The following is a 17,113-nucleotide window of genomic DNA, read 5'->3' as shown; positions in this document are numbered from 1 at the left end:
ACGGTGGGTAGCGACCTGCAGATACGGGACAACCCTGAGACGCGGCAGTTCGAGGCGATCTCCGACGGACACGTCGTCGGGCACCTGAAGTACCAGCCGCACGGAAAGCGCGTCATCTTCACCCACACCACCGTCGACCCGGATCACAGGGGCACCGGCATCGCGACCGAGCTCGTCCGAGTCGCTCTCGACGACGCCACCGCCAAGATGCTGACACTGACGAACTACTGCCCCTTCGTCGCGGACTACATCGCCGACCACCCGTCGTACCGGCCGATTGTCGACACCGAGCATCCGGGTGCGGCGCTGGTTCCGGAGAGGGCACCGCGGGCGGACGTGAACGAGGAGAAGGCCTCGACCCCGGTGCTGGACGTACCGAAGATCGACGGCCGGCGCATCCGTACGTCGCGCCTGCAGCTGGCCCCCTGGACCCCAGACGACGCCGCTGCGGCCCTGCGCATCTTCGGCGACCTGGACGTCGCTCGGTGGCTCGCTCCGGCCATGGGCCGGATCACCACCGAGATCGAGATGCGGGAGCTGCTCTCGCAATGGGTCAGCGAGGACGCGACCCTGCCCGCGCCGCTCGGTCGCTGGAAGGTGGACGACCTCGAGACCGGCAAGACGGTCGGCGCGGTAGCGCTACTCCTTCTCCCTCCGTACGAGGTCGACTACGAGATCGGTATCCAGGTCGCGGCGGCCCATTGGGGCCGCGGCGTGGCCGCCGAGGCCGGGCACGCGCTCGCGCACTACGCGTTCGACTCCGGCGTCGACGAGGTCTTCGCCGTGACGCGGCCGCGAAACCGGCGGGCCGCTGCCGCCGCCCGCCGGATGGGAATGGAATGGGTCGGCGAGACCGACAAGTACTACGGCGTTCTGCTGGACGTCTATCGCCTGCGACGCGGCGACCTGGACCTCCCGCGCTGGTGAGTGAACGTGAGCTCAGCTGCGAGCGAAGGACCCGATGTGGTCGAGGGCCATGTCCAGCCCGACGGCCATCGGCTCGGAGTTGTGGGCGTTCTGTGCAAGCACGTAGCCCCCTTGGAGGGCAGCCAGCAGGCCGGTCCCGAGGCGTTGCGGGTCCGCGTCCTCGGTGAGCACGCCGAGTTCGCGGAGCCGGGTCAGGGTTTCGACGAGTATCCGCTGCCAGGCGTCGAACGATGCGTTGAGCGCTCTTCGTGACTGCTCGTCGGTGTCGGACAGCTCGATCGACATCGCGCCCAGCGCGCACCCGTACGACCCGTCCTGTAGTGAGTTGGCCTGCACCAGAGCGTCACGCCAGCGGCGCAGACCGCTGAGAGTCTTCACACTCCGTAGGCGCTGCTCCTCGCGGGCGAGGACGAACTTCGACTGCACGTCGATCACGGCGTGGATCAGCGCGAGTTTGTCCTCGAAGTGGTTGTACAGCTGGGACTTGCTGGTGCTGCTGGCCAGCCGGACGTCGTCGAGGGTCGTCGCGTTGACGCCTTTGACGTAGAACAGGTTGGCTGCCGACTCGACGATCCGTGAACGGGTCTCCAGGCCACGCGGCGTGCGGCGTGTAGCGGTGGTTCCGGACACGGTGTCTCCCTCGGGCATGTTGCTCACTCGTTCTGTTGGGCCGCCTGGTGTGTCACGACTGCGGTGACCTCGATCTCGAGGCGCAGATCGGGCCGGTTCAGCTGTGGCACCAGTGAGAGCATATAAGCCGGCCGGTGAGAGAAGACGTCGTTGCGAACGTTCACGTAGGTGCCGACGGCGTCCGGGTCGGTGAGCCAGGACCGGACCTGAAGGATGTCGCTCCGCGCCCGCGCCCGCGCACCGCAGCGGTCATGTCGGCGCAAGCCCTCCTGTGGATGGGTCCGTGCCTTGGTCTAAAAGTGGACCATGATGTCCATTTGGAAGCAAGCGATCGACGGGTGATCTGTCTCGTAGACAGGCTTCGTGGCTGGCGGGAGCGAAGATCGCGAGCGTTGTTTTGGTCTGTATAGTCCTAATTCATCGAAGGTCGATCAACAGCCGTCAAAGGAGAACGAGACGATGCGGACAGACGTCAAAGCAACTGCCGACGGAACGCTGCTGGCCGAGGCAGCCGCCGGCGCGGTGGTTGTTATCGAAGGCAGCCACTACTTCCCGCCGGACTCACTGGTCATCGGCACCCTTCAGCCGTCGGCGACGCCGTACGTCTGCCCGTGGAAGGGCGCTGCGGAGTACTTCGATGTGACGACGCCGAGACACACGCTCCGTGACGCCGCCTGGACGTACCCGGCCCCGAAGCATTCGGCCATCGAGCAGGTCGGTCACGACTTCACCGGCTACGTAGCCTTCGACACCCGCCAGGTGCACGTCGGATGATCGACGGACCGGTCAGCAGAGTGCCGGCGAGGGAGACTGATGCAGGGAGGTGCCGGATGAAGGCGATTGTGGTGACGGATCAGGCCGCGGGAACGGCCGGGATGACGTTGGCGGAGCGGCCGGATCCAGAGGCGGCGGGGAACGACGTCCTCGTTCAGGTTCATGCCTCGGGATTCACTCCGGGCGAACTGACGTGGCCCTCGACCTGGACGGATCGCCTCGGCCGGGACCGAACGCCGTCGATTCCCGGGCATGAGTTGGCCGGGGTGGTCAGCGCTCTCGGCTATGGAACGACGGGGTTGTCGGTGGGCCAGCGGGTGTTCGGGCTCACGGACTGGACGCGCGACGGCACGCTGGCGGAGTACGCCGCCGTTGAGGCACGTAACCTTGCGCCGCTGCCAGGCGATGTTGATTTCACGGTGGGTGCGAGTCTGCCGATCTCGGGCCTGACCGCGTGGCAGGGACTGTTCGAGCACGGCCGTCTTCAGGCGGGGCAGAGCGTCCTCGTGCACGGAGCGGCCGGTGGTGTCGGTTCGATGGTGACGCAGCTCGCGCGCGAGGCTGGCGCCTACGTCGTTGGCACCGGGCGCGCTGTCGATCGGCCGACGGCGCTCGACTTCGGCGCACAGGAGTTCGTCGATCTCGAGAACGACGTTCTGGAAGACGTCGGCGGAGTTGATCTGGTGTTCGATGTCTTCGGCGGCGACATCGGGCGGCGGTCCGCGGGTCTGGTTCGAGCCGGAGGAACGCTGGTGACCATCGCCGGCCCGCCCGAAGCGCGTCCCGTCGACGGCTTGGCGATCGACTTCGTCGTAGTGTCCGACCGTGCTCAGCTGGGCGAGATCGCCCGGCGTGTGCGGGACGGACGACTGCGGACAGCCATCGGCACCGTCGCGACCCTCGACGAGGCCGTCGCCGCCTTCAATCCGTCCGGGCGGGTCAAGGGAAAGACGATCATCCGCGTCCGTCCGTAAGGACTCGGGGACAGCGACCGGTCCTACCCTCGTCGTGGATCGGTTTCAGCCACATAGTGCGGTAAATATCTGTCAGGGATTACTGGGTTTGGGGCCGGTGTCGATCCGCGGGTCGCTCGTTCGACCAGTGGGTGCGAGGGCCGAGAGGCGGCCCCGCCGGACGAGGAGAGCGCGATGTCGAAGTACATGCTGATCATGCGGGGCACCGACGAGTCGAACGCGGCGATGATGGCGAACATCGACGAGATGATGACCACGACCCGCCAGTTCATCGAGGACATGTTCAAGGCCGGCGTCTACGTCGCGGCCGAAGGGCTGGACGATCCGGGCCTGGGCGTCGTGGTCGACTTCAGCGGCGAGGCCCCGGTGGTTACGGACGGGCCGTACGGCGAGACCAAGGAACTGTTCGGGGGTTTCTTCCTGCTCGACGTCGCCTCGAAAGAGGAGGCGGTCGAGTGGGCCAAGCGGGTTCCGGCTGCCCGCGGGTCCAAGATCGAGGTCCGGCGGGTGCCGGGGGAGGACGAGGTCCCGCAGGACAGCGGGGAGTTCGTCAAGGAAGGGGCCTTGGCCGAGAGCGACGGCCAGAGCTGATGAGTGCGGCCGAGGTCGAGGCCGTCTGGCGGATCGAGTCGGCGCGGATCGTTGCCGCGCTGACCCGGTTCACCGGCGATTTCGGCCTGGCCGAGGATGCCGCCCAGGAGGCGGTGGCCGCGGCGCTGGTGTCGTGGCCGCTCACCCCTCCGGCCGATCCGGCCGGCTGGTTGATGGCCACGGCCCGGCGGCGGGCGATCGACGCGATCCGCCGCCGTACCGCCCTGAAGGACCGGTACGCCGTACTTGCGGCTGATCCGGTGGTCCACGAGGACGTCGACCCCGACCGGATCGACGACGACATCCTGGCGCTGATGTTCGTCAGCTGCCACCCGGTGCTCTCCCGCGAGGCCCGGGTGGCGCTGACCCTGCGCGTGGTCGGCGGCCTGTCCACCGAACAGATCGCCCGGGCGTTCCTGGTATCTGTGCCGACTGTGCAGGCCCGTATCACCCGGGCGAAGAAGACGATCGCGGCGGCTGGGGTGCCGTTCGAGCTGCCGCCGGCCGATGAGCGCCGGGAACGGCTGGGCGGTGTACTCAGCGTCGTCTACGTGATCTTCACCGAGGGGTCGACGGCCACGTCGGGGGACCGGCTGCTACGCCCCGACGCCGCGTACGAGGCGATCCGGCTGGCGCGAACGCTGGCCGCGCTGCAGCCGGACGAGCCGGAGGTCCACGGCTTGCTCGCGCTGTGCGAGCTGACGGCCGCGCGCTTCCCGGCTCGGACCGGCCCGGACGGTTCGCCGATCCTGCTCGCGGACCAGGACCGGCAGCGTTGGGACTTCTCGGCGGTCCACCGTGGGCTGGCCGCGCTGGCCAAGGCATCGGTTCGCGGGCTCGGCCCCTACGGCCTGCAGGCTGCGATCGCCGCCGTCCACGCGTCGGCTCCGTCGGTCGAGGCGACCGACTGGGACCGGATCGTGGTGCTCTACGAGGCGCTCGGCCGGGTCGCGCCCTCGCCGGTGGTCGAGCTCAACCGGGCCGTCGCCGTGGCCATGGCCACGGGGCCGGCGCAAGCCCTGGCCATCGTGGACGAGCTGATCGCCTCGGATCGGCTCCCCGGTTCGCATTTGGTTCCGACCGTACGCGGCGAGCTGCTGGCCCGCCTCGGTCGGCGACCGGAGGCGCGCGCCGAGCTGGAGCTGGCGGCCCGGCTGTGCGCCAACCAGCGCGAACGCTCAGTCCTCCTCCGCAAGGCAGCCGCGCTGGACTGACTTGCCTCAAGGTGTGAGAGCGCGGGCGATGGGCCAGGCACCGGGGGAGGTGTTCGAAAGCACGGTGCAGGTGGTGCCGGTGTGTGGGTCGTGCGTTGACTTGAACGACGCGCCGGCGTCGTACCCGGTCAGGATCGCCGTGTCGTTGCTCTCGTGCAGCCAGAAGCCGAGGCCGTAGCGCCTGGATTTCTCGGGTACGTCGCGACGAGGCCGGACGACCTCTTCGACCGAATCCACGATGTCGCCGGCGAAAAGCGCGCGCCAGAAGGTGGACATGTCGGCGGCGGTGGTGTGGATGCCACCGTCGCCGGTGGCCAGCACCGGCAGGTGGAAGACGTTGGAACGGTCGACCCCGTCCAACGGCAGGTAGCCCACGGCCGCGTCAGCAGGTAGCTCGTCGGAGCGGAGGAAGTCTGTTCTGGTCATGCCGGCGGGGCGGAGTACCCGCTGCCGGACCAGGTCGTGGTACCCGACGCCACTGACCCGCTCCGCCAGCAGGGCGAGGACCACGAAACCACCATTGCAGTAGGCGAACCGCTCGCCGGCCCGGAACTTGGTGGGATGCCCGTCCAGCAGGGGCAGGAAAGCCTCGGTCGTAGTCAGCTCGTGCGCCGCGCCGACGAAGTAGTCGGTGATCTCGGCGTCGGCCTCTTCGTCCAGATAGTCACCGATGCCAGAGGTGTGCGTGAGGAGGTGTTCGACGGTCACGTCATCCGCGATCAGCGGTAGATCCTTGCCGAGCACGGATCGGGCGGTGGTGCTCAGCTCCAGCGCACCGTCCTGCACGAGGGAAAGCACGGCCAGGGCGGTGAACCCCTTGCTGCCGCTGGCGATGCCGAACCTGGTGTCGAGGGAGTTGGGAACCTGGTAGGTGCGGTTGGCCAGCCCGTAGGCCTTCGCGAACTCGACCTGGCCGGCACGGTCGATCCAGACCACACCGGAGAACCCGGTCTCCTCGGCGATCTTGTCAACATCCCCCTGCGCCATTTCCGCACACTAACCCAGCCCCGCGCCAACCGGCGCAACCTCCGGGGGTCAGCTGTCGTACTCGAGCGTCAGAACGCCCTGGGCGGCCTCGGTCGCGAGACCGGTGATGCCTACCAGGTCGCCGGTCCCGGAATGCGGCACTATCGTTCCGAACGTCGAGAGCTGGTCCCCGTCGGCGAGCCCGCCGTGCTGGATCACGAAGCTGCCCACTCTGCCGTTCAAACTGCCGACCACGCGCTCAGACGCGACAAAGCCGCTGCCCTCGACGCCCTGAACAGCCAGGACCTCGGCGACACCCGTCCCCTCGATGGCGCCGGAGTACCGCTTGCTGATCGTGATCCGCACCAGCTTCGGCCCTTCGGCGGGCTCGTCGTACGGCTTCTCCGTCCAGTCCAGGATCTCGAACTTGGCCTCGATGGTCTGTGAACTCATAGGCAGAGACTAGTCATCGACCGGCCGTGGTCAGGCGGTGCCAGGTGTCTCGGGTGGCCTGGTTTGCGGGGAAGAACGCCTCGACGCGGAGTTCCTGGGCGGTGACGTCGACTGGGGTGCCGATGGTGGACACGACCGAGAACAGCTCGACCACCTGATCACCGAGCGCGAACCGTACGTCGATCACGGGTACCGACGGTGCCGTGACGGATGGCCCGGTGAGTACGGCGCTGACGTCCGGGCGGGAGCGCAGGCGGCGTACCAGCTCCGCTGTCTCCCGGTCGAAGACGCCGCCGACGGCCTCGCGGGCGGCGCGTTCGAGCAGCGCCGGTGCGACCGAGGACCAGTTCAGTACGGCCGCGCGGACCGGTCCGGGCTCGATCATCAGCCGCAGCACGTTCGCCGGGTCCGGTAGCGGGTCGGGGGCGAGCAGGGTGCCGAACAGCTGCGAGGCGCCGCGGTTCGCCCGCAGCACGTTCCAGCCGCGGTCCATCACCACCGCCGGGTAGGGCTCGTGCTGCTCGAGCATCGACGCCAGCGCCTCCTCCACCCGGGCGAGCTGCGCGCTGCCGAGCGCCGCCACCGGGTAGAGCGGTGCGAACCCGGCGGCGAGCAGCAGCCCGTTCCGTTCCCGCAGCGGTACGTCGAGCGCCCGCGCCAGCCGCACCACCATCTCCCGGCTCGGCTGGGATCGTCCGGTCTCGACGAAGCTCACGTACCGCGGTGTCGACCCGGCGGCCGATGCGAGGTCCAGTTGGCTGAACCGACGGACCGATCGCCAGTGCCGCAACAGGTCGCCGAACTCCGGATCCGCCGGTGCTGCCCGCATGGGGCCAAGGATAGGCGCCGCACCGCGGCGATTCCCTTCCCCACGAGGGAATCGCGCCACCGCACCGTCGCGCAGCACGCTGTCCTGGCATGGCCGCGACCGTCGGCCGCAGGGAGAGAATGATGGATCTGACTGTGCACACCACGAGTACGGCACCGGCTGAGTCGAAGGCGATCCTGGAAGGCATCGCCGAGGACCTCGGTTTCGTGCCGAACCTGGCCGCGACGACGGCCACATCACCCACGCTGCTGGCCGCCTTCGACGGACTGCGGCGAGCGGTCACCGGCGGTCCGCTCGACCCGGTGCTGCGGGAGACAGCCGGCCTTGCCGTCGGCGTTGCGGTCGACAACCGGTACGGCGTTGCGTTCCACAGCACTGTGCTCGCAGCTCTCGGCGCAACAGCGGAAGACCTCGAGCGGATGCGCGCCGGTGACGAGCCCGCGGATGCCGCTGCGGCGGCGGTCTACGCACTCGCGCGGGAGCTGGTGCTCACCCGAGGGAAAGTTGCTGAGGGCACCGTTCGGCGTACGGCCGGAGCCGGACTGTCCGAGGCGGACGTGCTGGAGGTCGTTGCCGAATGCACCTTCGCCGGACTGGTCGGCACCCTGGACAACCTGGCCGGCCGAGTCGAGCTCGACGAACCGCTTCGGCCGGCAACCTGGTCGGCGCCGTAGGGGGCTGTCCAGGCCGGCGCCGGCGGACTCGGCGGGGCCCACGACCCGGATGTACGCCGCTACGGTGAGCCACGTCTGGCCAACGCCGTCAAAGCCTGCCTCGCCCGAGGAACCGACGCAGCGGGCGTCACGAGACTCGCATCGACACGCCCAGCTGTGACGAGGTATGGACCCGTGGCGAGGACTGTCCTTACCTTTGAAGTCATGAGCAATGCTGGTCCGGCGGGTCTCGACGGTCCGGGCAGCGACGCGCTTCTGAAGCTCGGTCGCTTCTTCACGCGGAGGGAAGAGACCAGCGACGGGCGTGCGGTGTTCCGGCAGGGCGGCCGCGCGGGTGACATGTTCTACCGGGATCGCTGGAGCCACGACAAAGTCGTGCGCTCGACTCATGGCGTGAACTGCACCGGTTCGTGCTCGTGGAAGGTGTACGTCAAGGACGGGATCATCACCTGGGAGAGCCAGGAGACCGACTATCCGTCGGTGGGTCCTGACCGGCCCGAGTACGAGCCTCGCGGATGTCCGCGCGGCGCTGCCTTCTCCTGGTACACCTACTCGCCCACGCGGGTCCGCTACCCCTACGCCCGCGGGGTGCTCGTCGAGATGTTCCGCGAGGCACGCGAGCGGCTCGGTGATCCGGTGCTCGCCTGGGCGGACGTCGTGAACGATCCGGAGAAACGCCGCCGCTATCAACAGGCGCGCGGCAAGGGCGGTCTGGTACGTGTGAGTTGGCAGGAGGCTGTCGACATGGTCGCCGCCGCCCACGTGCACACGATCAAGACCTACGGCCCGGACCGCTGCACGGGCTTCTCCCCGATTCCGGCGATGTCGATGGTGTCGCACTGCGTCGGCACCCGGTTCATTCAGCTCATCGGCGGCGTGATGACGTCGTTCTACGACTGGTACGCCGACCTGCCCGTGGCGAGCCCGCAGGTCTTCGGTGACCAGACCGACGTTCCCGAGTCGGGTGATTGGTGGGACGCGACGTACCTGATGATGTGGGGCTCGAACGTCCCCGTCACCCGCACGCCGGACGCGCACTGGATGGCCGAGGTCCGCTATCGCGGGACCAAGGTGGTCACGGTCAGCCCGGACTACGCCGACAACACCAAATTCGCGGACGAGTGGATGCCCGCACAGGCAGGCACCGACGCTGCGCTCGCGATGAGCATGGGTCATGTCCTCCTCAAGGAGTTCTTCGTCGACCGTCGTACGCCGTTCTTCGTCGACTACGTCCGCACCTACACGGATCTGCCCTTCCTGGTGCGGCTCGACGAGTACGACGGTGAGGGCCTGGTTCCCGGCAAGTTCCTGACCTCCACCGATCTCGGCGGCACCGCACCCGAGGACGCGTGGAAGACCGTGTTCCTGGACGGCGCGACCGGACAGCCGGTGGTTCCCAATGGCTCGATGGGATTTCGCTATGCAGACTCCGGAAAGGGACGGTGGAACCTCGACCTGGAGGGAGCCTCGCCGGCGCTGACCCTGGCCGGCGACGGGAGCGAACCCGTCGAGGTGCTGCTCCCCGCGTTCACCGATCCCGACGGCAGCGGCTCGGTCCTGCGCCGTGGCGTGCCGGCCCGCCGGGTCGGCGGCCACCTTGTCACGACGGTCTTCGACCTGATGCTGGCGCAGTACGGCGTGGCTCGCGACGGGCTGCCGGGGGAGTGGCCGACCGGGTACGACGATGCGAGTACGCCGTACACGCCGGCCTGGCAGGCCGAGCGCACCAGCGTTCCGGCTGAGCAATGCGTCCGGATCGCGCGCGAGTTCGCGCGCAATGCCGAGGAGTCCGGTGGCCGGTCGATGATCATCATGGGCGCCGGAATCTGCCAGTGGTTCCATGGTGACGCGACCTATCGCGCGATCTTGTCGCTGCTGATCCTCACCGGGTCGATGGGTCGCAACGGCGGCGGATGGGCGCACTACGTCGGACAGGAGAAGTGCCGTCCGATCACCGGCTGGATCTCGCTGGCCAACGCGCTGGACTGGAGCCGGCCGCCACGGACCATGACCGGTACGTCGTTCTGGTACATGCATACGGGTCAGTGGCGCAACGACGGCTACTCCGCCGATTCGCTGAGTTCGCCGCTCGCGCGCGGCCATCTCAAGAACAAGCACACTGCCGACACCATCGCGCAGTCCGCACGACTCGGGTGGATGCCGTTCTATCCGCAGTTCTCCGCGAATCCGCTCGACGTCGCGGAGGAGGCGAGCACCGCCGTCGAGGAGGGGCGGGCGAGCGACCCGGCGTCGTACGTCGTGGACGCGCTGCAGGACGGGCGCCTGCGGCCGGCGATCGCCGACATCGACGCGCCGGAGTCGTGGCCGCGCACGCTGGTGCTCTGGCGCTCGAATCTCTTCGGCTCGTCGGCGAAGGGCAACGAGTACTTCCTGAAGAACCTGCTCGGCACTCACTCGAACCTGCTGGGCTCGGAGAACCCCGAGGTGCCGCGGCCGACCGACGTCGCGTGGCACCAGGAGCCACCGGAGGGGAAGCTCGACCTGCTGGTCTCCGCCGACTTCCGGATGACGTCGACGACGCTGTTGTCCGATGTCGTGCTGCCGGCCGCGACCTGGTACGAGAAGCACGACCTGTCCTCGACCGACATGCACCCGTTCGTGCACGCGTTCAGCCCTGCGATCGACCCGCCATGGGAGGCGCGCACCGACTTCGACGCCTTCCATGCCATCGCTCGGCGGCTCTCCGAGCTCGCGGTCGAGCACCTCGGCACCCGGCGCGATCTGGTCGCTGTTCCTCTTCAGCACGACACCCCGGGTGAAACCAGGCAGGCCGGTGGCGTCGTCCGGGACTGGCAGGAACCAGGCGTCGAGGCGGTCCCAGGCGTCAACACCCCCGTTTTCGCGGTGGTGGAGCGCGATTACACCGCGATCGCCGACAAGCTCGCGTCCGTCGGTCCGCTCGCGGACACGCTGGGGTTCACGGTCAAGAACGTCACCTACGAACTCGGGGAGCAGGTCCAGGCGCTTGCGCGCAGCAACGGGGTCATGCCAGCCGGCGCCGGGGCCGGGAGGCCCGCGATCGACACGGACCAGCACCTGGCAGAGGCGATCTTGCGCTTCTCCGGCACCACGAACGGTGCCCTGGCGGTGCAGGGTTTCCGCTCGCTCGAGGAGCGGGTCGGCAAGACGTTGCACGATCTTGCCGAAGGATCGGAGGAGAAGCGGATCAGCTTCGCCGACACCCAGGCCGCGCCGGTGCCGGTGATCACCTCGCCGGAATGGTCGGGGTCTGAGACCGGCGGACGCCGCTACGCGCCGTTCACGGTCAACATCGAGCGGCTCAAGCCGTTTCACACGCTCACCGGACGGATGCACTTCTACCTCGATCACGACTGGATGTCCGACGTCGGCGAGGCGCTGCCGACGTACCGGCCGCCCCTGGACATGCACCGGCTGTTCGGCGAGCCGGCCCTCGGACCGGACGGACGGCTGCAGATCGTGGTGCGCTACCTGACGCCGCACTCGAAGTGGTCGATCCACTCCGAGTACCAGGACAACCTCTTCATGCTGTCGCTGTCGCGCGGCGGGCCCACGGTCTGGATGAGCCCGCAGGACGCCGGATCGATCGAGGTGCACGACAACGAGTGGGTCGAGTGCACCAACGCGAACGGCGTACTCGTCGCGCGGGCGGTCGTCAGCCACCGGATGCCACGCGGCGTCGTCTACGTGCATCACGCGCAGGAGCGGACCATCGACGTGCCGAAGTCCGAGGCGACCGGGCGCAGGGGCGGCATCCACAACTCTGTCACCCGTTTGCTGGTCAAGCCCACGCACCTGATCGGTGGCTACGCCCAGCTGTCCTACACGTTCAACTACCTCGGGCCTACCGGCAATCAGCGCGACATGGTGTCGACGGTCCGCAAGCGGTCGCAGGAGGTGACGTACTGATGCGCGTCATGGCCCAGCTGGGCATGGTGATGAACCTCGACAAGTGCATCGGGTGCCAGACCTGCTCGGTCACCTGCAAGCAGGCATGGACGAACCGTGCGGGCACGGAGTACGTCTGGTTCAACAATGTCGAGACCCGGCCCGGCCAGGGGTACCCGCGTCGCTACGAGGATCAGGACCAGTGGCGCGGTGGCTGGGAGGTCAACTCCCGTGGCCGGCTCCGGCTGAAGACAGGAGGCCGGCTCAAGCGTCTGTTGTCGATCTTCGCCAGCCCGGTGCAGCCGGAGCTGACCGACTACTACGAGCCGTGGACCTACGACTACAAGACTCTCGTCGAGGCTCCCCTCGGCGACGACTTTCCGGTCGCACGCCCGAAGTCGCTGATCACCGGCGAGGACACCAAGGTCACGTGGTCGGCGAACTGGGACGACAACCTCGGCGGCGCCCCGGAGCTGGGGCACCTCGACCCGATCGTCGCGAAGATCCGCCGCGAGGCGGAGGACAAGATCAAGTTCGAGTTCGAGCAGACGTTCATGTTCTACCTGCCGCGGATCTGCGAGCACTGCCTCAATCCGTCCTGCATGGCCTCCTGCCCGTCAGGCGCGATCTACAAGCGCACCGAGGACGGGATCGTGCTCGTCGACCAGGATCGCTGCCGCGGGTGGCGGCAGTGCATCACCGGCTGCCCGTACAAGAAGATCTACTTCAATCACAGGTCGGGCAAGGCGGAGAAGTGCACGTTCTGCTATCCCCGCGTCGAGGTCGGCATCCCGACCGTCTGTGCGGAGACCTGCGTGGGCCGGCTGCGCTACCTCGGCCTCTTCCTGTACGACGCCGACGCCGTCACAGCCGCCGCGTCGGTGCCGGACGCCGAGCTCTACGAGGCGCAGATGGACCTGCTCCTCGATCCGGAGGATCCCGCGGTGATTGCCGGCGCGCGGGCCCAGGGGATCCCCGAGGACTGGTTGGACGCGGCGCGTCGTTCACCTGTGTACGCGCTGGCGAAGAAGTACCGGGTCGCGCTGCCTCTGCACCCGGAGTACCGCACGATGCCGATGGTCTGGTACGTCCCGCCGCTCTCGCCGGTCGTCGATCTGCTGTCCGGGCAAGGCCATGACGCCGAGGATCGCGACGTGCTCTTCGGGGCGATCGAGGCGCTGCGCATTCCGGTCGAGTATCTCGCCGAGCTCTTCACGGCGGGGGACACGGCCGTCGTCGACGGCGTGCTGCGCAAGCTCGCCGCCATGCGCTCCTACATGCGCGCGGTCAACCTCGGGCGGGATCCGGACGACTCCATTCCCGCATCGGTCGGGATGACCGAGGAAGCCATGTACGAGATGTACCGCCTGATGGCTATCGCCAAGTACGACGAGCGCTACGTGATCCCGAAGGCCCACGTCGAACAAGCACATGACCTCGAGGAGATCGGCTGTTCGCTCGATTACGACGAAGGGCCGGGGATGTACGGCTCCGCGGCGTTCGGCGAGGCGAGCGGCCGTCCAGTGCCGGTCGCCGTCGAGACTTTTCACGCGCTCAAGCAGCGCCAGACCAGCGAGACACCGACCGGCAGCGAGGAACTGCGCGGCAGAGTCAACCTGCTCAACTGGGACGGCAACGGTGCGCCGGAAGGGCTGTTCCCACCCCGTGACCGAGGGGACTCGCAATGAACCGGCAGGCTCGTGCCCGCGTCGTCCGGCAATCCGCGTCGTGGTGCTTGGGCTATCCCGATGCGCAGCTGATCGAGCGGGTGCCGCTGCTGCGGACTGCGCTCGCTGAGCAGGCCGTGACGAGCCTCGACGCGCTACTCGAACAGCTGGAGCAGCTTCCTGTCGGCGAACTCCAGCGCCGCTACGTCGACGTCTTCGATCTCTCCCGTCGGCACGCCCTCTACTTGTCCTACTGGACCGACGGCGACACCCGGCGACGCGGGCAGGTGCTTGCCGCTTTCAAACAGCGCTACCGCGACAGCGGCTTCCACGTCGACACCCGCGGCGAGCTGCCGGACTACTTGCCCTTGGTTCTGGAGTTCGCGGCGATCGCCGATCCTGACGCGGGCGAGGCGTTGCTGCGGGAGTACAGGCGCAGCCTCGAGCTGCTGCGGATCGGCCTGGAGGAGGATGGCACGCCGTACGCCGGCGTGGTCGCGGCCGTGTGCGCCACCCTTCCGGGACCGTCACCTGTCGATCGTGCGGCGGTCCAGGCCATGGCCGGCGGGCCGCCGGTCGAGACGGTCGGCCTGGAGCCCTTCGATCCGCGGCTGCTGCCGATGGCCGGCAAGCGATGAACGTGCTGCTGTGGGGCGTGCTGCCCTACCTGGTGATCGCGATCCTCGTGCTGGGAACCGTCTGGCGCTACCGCTTCGACAAGTTCGGCTGGACCACGCGCTCGTCACAACTCTACGAGTCACGGCTGCTGCGGATCGGGTCGCCGCTGTTCCACTTCGGCATCCTCGTGGTCTTCATCGGGCATGTCGGCGGCCTGATCATCCCGGAGAGCTGGACCGAGGCAGTCGGGATCTCCGAGGGTCTGTATCACTTCAACGCGCTGCTGTTCGGTGGCATTGCGGGGGTGTGCACGCTGGCCGGCATCGTGATCCTCGTCGTACGTCGTCGTACGACGGGTCCTGTCTTCATGGCGACCACCCGCAACGACAAGCTGATGTACGTACTGCTGATCGGGGCGATCACTCTCGGCCTCTGGACCACCCTGGTATCAGTAGGGGCAGGGTCGGAGGCTCACAATTACAGGGAGACTGTCTCCCCGTGGTTCCGCTCGATCTTCCGGCTGAACCCTGACGTCGACGCGATGGCCGACGCCCCGATCCAGTTCCACGTGCACGCTCTGGTCGGGATGCTGCTGTTCGCCGTGTGGCCGTTCACCCGGCTCGTCCACGCATTCACCGCGCCGGTGCACTACCTGTTCCGGCCGTACATCGTCTACCGAAGCCGCGACGCCCGTACGCCGGCACCGACTGGTCGCGCCCGGGCCGGCTGGAATCCGGTCGGGACACCCGATCGAGACCGGAAGTCCCGATGAGCTCGGCCGGTGTCGAGCTCTCGCTTGAGCAGGGACAGGCCAAGAACCTGACCTTGGCGACCCTGGCCTTCACGATCAGTTTCTGGGCCTGGAACATGATCGCTCCGCTGGGGGTCCGGTATGCCGGCGAGATGGGGCTCACCTCCGGTCAGAAGTCGCTGCTGGTCGCGACTCCGGTGCTCGTCGGGTCGGTCGGCCGGATCCTGGCAGGTGCCCTCACCGACCGGTTCGGCGGTCGGACGATGTTCACGGTGCTGCTGCTGGCGACCTCGCCGTTCGTGCTGCTGGTCGGCGTCGCCGGCGCCCTGGACTCGTATGGACTGTTGCTGCTCTTCGGCTTCTTCCTCGGCATCGCCGGAACAACGTTCGCGGTCGGCATCCCGTTCGCCAACGCGTGGTTCGAGGCCGACCGGCGCGGATTCGCGACCGGCGTCTTCGGCGCCGGCATGGGCGGTACCGCCCTGTCCGCGTTCTTCACGCCCCGCTTCGTCCAGTGGTTCGGCTACGGAGCCACCCATGTCATCATCGCCGCGGCGCTCGTGGTCGTCGCGGGCATCGTCTGGACGATGATGCGTGACTCACCGATCTGGGTGTCCAATGCCGATCCTGTCGTGCCCAAGCTGGTCGCGGCCGCCAGGCTGCCCGTGACCTGGCAGATGGCGTTCTTGTACGCGGTCGCCTTCGGCGGCTTCGTGGCGTTCTCGACCTACCTACCGACGTACCTCAAGGATGTGTACGACTTCGACCTGACCGGCGCCGGGACACGTACGGCGGGATTCGCGATCGCAGCTGTGGTTGCGCGCCCAGTGGGCGGGGTGTTGTCCGACCGGGTCGGGCCCCGGGCCGTCGCCGCGACGGCGTTCGGCGGCGCGGCGATCCTCGCTGTCGTGGTCGCGCTCCAGCCGCAACCCGAGATCCCTGCCGGTATCGCGTTCGTGCTCCTGGCCGCATTCCTCGGACTCGGCACCGGAGGCGTCTTCGCCTGGGTAGCCGCGCTGGCACCGAAGGAGCGGGTCGGCAGCGTGAGTGGCATTGTCGGGGCGGCCGGTGGTCTTGGTGGGTTCTTCCCGCCGCTCGTCATGGGTGTGACGTACGACGAGGCAGACCACAGCTACACCGTCGGCCTGCTCCTGCTGTGCGCCACCGCCCTGATCGCCCTGCCGTACACGATCTTCGGCGTGCGCAGACGAGAGCCGACAACCAAGCCCTGACGGATCCCTTCAGCGGGTCAGGATGCGGGATCTCAGGGCCAGGTCGTCCATGGTCTCCAGGACGTGGAGGCGGGCGACGCGGACCGGGATTCGGAGGGGTTGGAAGGTTGCCACGATCTGGCGGAGCTCGGTGTAGGCGTTGCCGGTGACGTCTGCGGTGAGCTGGAGGTACCCGGCCAGCAGCGGCCGGTCGACGGCAAGTGCGAGGGCGGCTTGTTCGTCGGCCGGTTCGACCGGCAGGTAGATCCGGCCGGTGTTGAACTGCCCGATCCACGGTCCGCGGATGACGAGGTCGATCGGTGCGTCGAGGATTCGTGGTTCGTCACTGCCGTGCACCAGCGTCGCGTGGACCCGGTCGGCCCTCAGTTCGAGTCCGTGCCACCACACCAACTCGGCCAGACTCGAAGCAGCCAGCGCCGAAAGGAACGGCTCCGGGCGCGGGTCCGGTAGTGGGACGACCAACGAGCGCGCGGGTGGCCAGAACTCGCCAGGCCCAGGATCCGGCCCGAGCAGATCGCGAGGCCGGTCGGTGAGTAACGGGAGATGCCGGGTCCGATAGCGCTCGTCCAGCCGCAGCGAGTCGTGCTGGTCCCACTCGTACTGCTGGCCGGCCAGCACGCTCAACACATCAGGCATCGCGATCCCCCAACCGGCCGAGGAGTCTTTCGAGTCTGGGCCGAATCTCGGTGTCCTCGCCCTCGACCTCGACCAGCTTGTCTCGGCTGGTCGCGCCTCGCACCAGTGTCACGGCCGAACGTCGTACGCCGAACGCCGTCGCGATCGCTTCCAAGACGGCCTTCGTCGCCTGACCTTCGACCGCACGGGCCGCCACCGCGACCACCAGGGCCGGGCCGGCCGCACCGTCGTACCGGCCACCGACGGCGGTCCGAGAGGCACCCGGTTTGACCCGCAGCAGAATCCGCAT

18 protein-coding genes are annotated in these 17,113 nt (G+C 68.1%); 11 read left to right on the top strand and 7 right to left on the bottom strand.

What is annotated here, in order from left to right; genetic code table 11:
• Nucleotides 1-3 precede the first annotated feature (3 nt).
• On the top strand, nucleotides 4-927 hold the full coding sequence (locus tag AB0I34_RS23500) for a GNAT family N-acetyltransferase (protein ID WP_360448320.1): 924 nt from the start codon (nucleotides 4-6) through the stop codon (nucleotides 925-927).
• Nucleotides 928-939: 12 nt separating this feature from the next.
• On the opposite strand, the gene AB0I34_RS23495 is transcribed toward AB0I34_RS23500, so the two are convergent.
• Together AB0I34_RS23495 and AB0I34_RS23490 are read right to left on the bottom strand one after the other, a co-directional pair.
• Nucleotides 940-1,557: a TetR/AcrR family transcriptional regulator gene (locus AB0I34_RS23495; RefSeq protein WP_360448318.1), complete on the bottom strand. Its 618-nt coding sequence runs from the start codon at nucleotides 1,555-1,557 to the stop codon at nucleotides 940-942.
• Nucleotides 1,558-1,580: 23 nt separating this feature from the next.
• Nucleotides 1,581-1,820 (bottom strand): hypothetical protein, encoded by a 240-nt coding sequence (locus AB0I34_RS23490; protein WP_360448316.1) that lies wholly within the window; start codon nucleotides 1,818-1,820, stop codon nucleotides 1,581-1,583.
• Nucleotides 1,821-2,016: 196 nt separating this feature from the next.
• Between AB0I34_RS23490 and AB0I34_RS23485 the strand changes: the two genes are divergently transcribed.
• The 4 genes from AB0I34_RS23485 to AB0I34_RS23470 all read left to right on the top strand — a co-directional run bounded on the left by AB0I34_RS23485 (nucleotide 2,017) and on the right by AB0I34_RS23470 (nucleotide 5,110).
• A complete protein-coding gene (locus tag AB0I34_RS23485) occupies nucleotides 2,017-2,331 on the top strand; it encodes a DUF427 domain-containing protein (RefSeq protein ID WP_360448314.1) in 315 nt (104 codons plus the stop codon).
• A 56-nt stretch (nucleotides 2,332-2,387) separates the two neighbouring features.
• Complete coding sequence (locus tag AB0I34_RS23480) at nucleotides 2,388-3,305, top strand: NADP-dependent oxidoreductase (RefSeq protein ID WP_360448311.1); 918 nt, start codon at nucleotides 2,388-2,390, stop codon at nucleotides 3,303-3,305.
• 174 nt (nucleotides 3,306-3,479) lie between these two features.
• On the top strand, nucleotides 3,480-3,896 hold the full coding sequence (locus tag AB0I34_RS23475; protein WP_360448308.1) for a YciI family protein: 417 nt from the start codon (nucleotides 3,480-3,482) through the stop codon (nucleotides 3,894-3,896).
• Complete coding sequence (locus tag AB0I34_RS23470) at nucleotides 3,896-5,110, top strand: sigma-70 family RNA polymerase sigma factor (protein ID WP_360448306.1); 1,215 nt, start codon at nucleotides 3,896-3,898, stop codon at nucleotides 5,108-5,110. Before AB0I34_RS23475 ends, AB0I34_RS23470 begins: the two co-directional genes overlap by 1 nt.
• A gap of 6 nt (nucleotides 5,111-5,116) precedes the next feature.
• On the opposite strand, the gene AB0I34_RS23465 is transcribed toward AB0I34_RS23470, so the two are convergent.
• From AB0I34_RS23465 to AB0I34_RS23455, 3 genes are read right to left on the bottom strand one after another with little or no spacing between them, the layout of a single operon-like run.
• Complete coding sequence (locus AB0I34_RS23465) at nucleotides 5,117-6,097, bottom strand: serine hydrolase domain-containing protein (protein ID WP_360448303.1); 981 nt, start codon at nucleotides 6,095-6,097, stop codon at nucleotides 5,117-5,119.
• Between the two features lie 48 nt (nucleotides 6,098-6,145).
• Entirely contained in the window at nucleotides 6,146-6,529 is a 384-nt protein-coding gene (locus tag AB0I34_RS23460) for a DUF3224 domain-containing protein (protein WP_360448301.1), read from the bottom strand.
• A gap of 13 nt (nucleotides 6,530-6,542) precedes the next feature.
• A complete protein-coding gene (locus AB0I34_RS23455) occupies nucleotides 6,543-7,358 on the bottom strand; it encodes a helix-turn-helix transcriptional regulator (RefSeq protein ID WP_360448298.1) in 816 nt (271 codons plus the stop codon).
• Between the two features lie 122 nt (nucleotides 7,359-7,480).
• On the opposite strand from AB0I34_RS23455, the gene AB0I34_RS23450 reads away from it, so the two are divergent.
• The 6 genes from AB0I34_RS23450 (at nucleotide 7,481) to AB0I34_RS23425 (ending at nucleotide 16,188) form a co-directional block, all read left to right on the top strand.
• Nucleotides 7,481-8,032 carry a carboxymuconolactone decarboxylase family protein gene (locus AB0I34_RS23450; protein WP_360448296.1) on the top strand — a complete coding sequence of 184 codons (552 nt, stop codon included), beginning with the start codon at nucleotides 7,481-7,483 and terminating at the stop codon, nucleotides 8,030-8,032.
• A 204-nt stretch (nucleotides 8,033-8,236) separates the two neighbouring features.
• Nucleotides 8,237-11,941 carry a nitrate reductase subunit alpha gene (locus AB0I34_RS23445; protein ID WP_360448294.1) on the top strand — a complete coding sequence of 1,235 codons (3,705 nt, stop codon included), beginning with the start codon at nucleotides 8,237-8,239 and terminating at the stop codon, nucleotides 11,939-11,941.
• The gene (narH, locus tag AB0I34_RS23440; RefSeq protein ID WP_360448292.1) at nucleotides 11,941-13,608 is read left to right on the top strand and encodes a nitrate reductase subunit beta; all 1,668 of its coding nucleotides are present in this window, start codon (nucleotides 11,941-11,943) and stop codon (nucleotides 13,606-13,608) included. Before AB0I34_RS23445 ends, narH begins: the two co-directional genes overlap by 1 nt.
• The gene (narJ, locus tag AB0I34_RS23435) at nucleotides 13,605-14,225 is read left to right on the top strand and encodes a nitrate reductase molybdenum cofactor assembly chaperone (protein ID WP_360448289.1); all 621 of its coding nucleotides are present in this window, start codon (nucleotides 13,605-13,607) and stop codon (nucleotides 14,223-14,225) included. Before narH ends, narJ begins: the two co-directional genes overlap by 4 nt.
• Nucleotides 14,222-14,977, top strand: a complete 756-nt coding sequence (narI, locus tag AB0I34_RS23430; RefSeq protein WP_360448287.1) for a respiratory nitrate reductase subunit gamma — start codon at nucleotides 14,222-14,224, stop codon at nucleotides 14,975-14,977. The genes narJ and narI overlap by 4 nt, the downstream gene beginning before the upstream one ends.
• Nucleotides 14,974-16,188 (top strand): MFS transporter, encoded by a 1,215-nt coding sequence (locus tag AB0I34_RS23425; protein WP_360448284.1) that lies wholly within the window; start codon nucleotides 14,974-14,976, stop codon nucleotides 16,186-16,188. The genes narI and AB0I34_RS23425 overlap by 4 nt, the downstream gene beginning before the upstream one ends.
• 9 nt (nucleotides 16,189-16,197) lie before the next feature.
• Here AB0I34_RS23425 and AB0I34_RS23420 read toward each other — a convergent pair whose 3' ends face one another.
• Nucleotides 16,198-16,824: a hypothetical protein gene (locus AB0I34_RS23420; RefSeq protein WP_360448282.1), complete on the bottom strand. Its 627-nt coding sequence runs from the start codon at nucleotides 16,822-16,824 to the stop codon at nucleotides 16,198-16,200.
• Nucleotides 16,817-17,113 carry a DUF167 domain-containing protein gene (locus AB0I34_RS23415; protein ID WP_360448280.1) on the bottom strand — a complete coding sequence of 99 codons (297 nt, stop codon included), beginning with the start codon at nucleotides 17,111-17,113 and terminating at the stop codon, nucleotides 16,817-16,819. The genes AB0I34_RS23420 and AB0I34_RS23415 overlap by 8 nt, the downstream gene beginning before the upstream one ends.

Source organism: Kribbella sp. NPDC050281 (assembly GCF_040655855.1).
In the GTDB taxonomy this organism is placed as follows: Bacteria; Actinomycetota; Actinomycetes; order Propionibacteriales; family Kribbellaceae; genus Kribbella.
The sequence above is the reverse complement of the archived record's forward strand: the minus strand, read 5'-3'. Positions and strand labels throughout refer to the sequence as shown.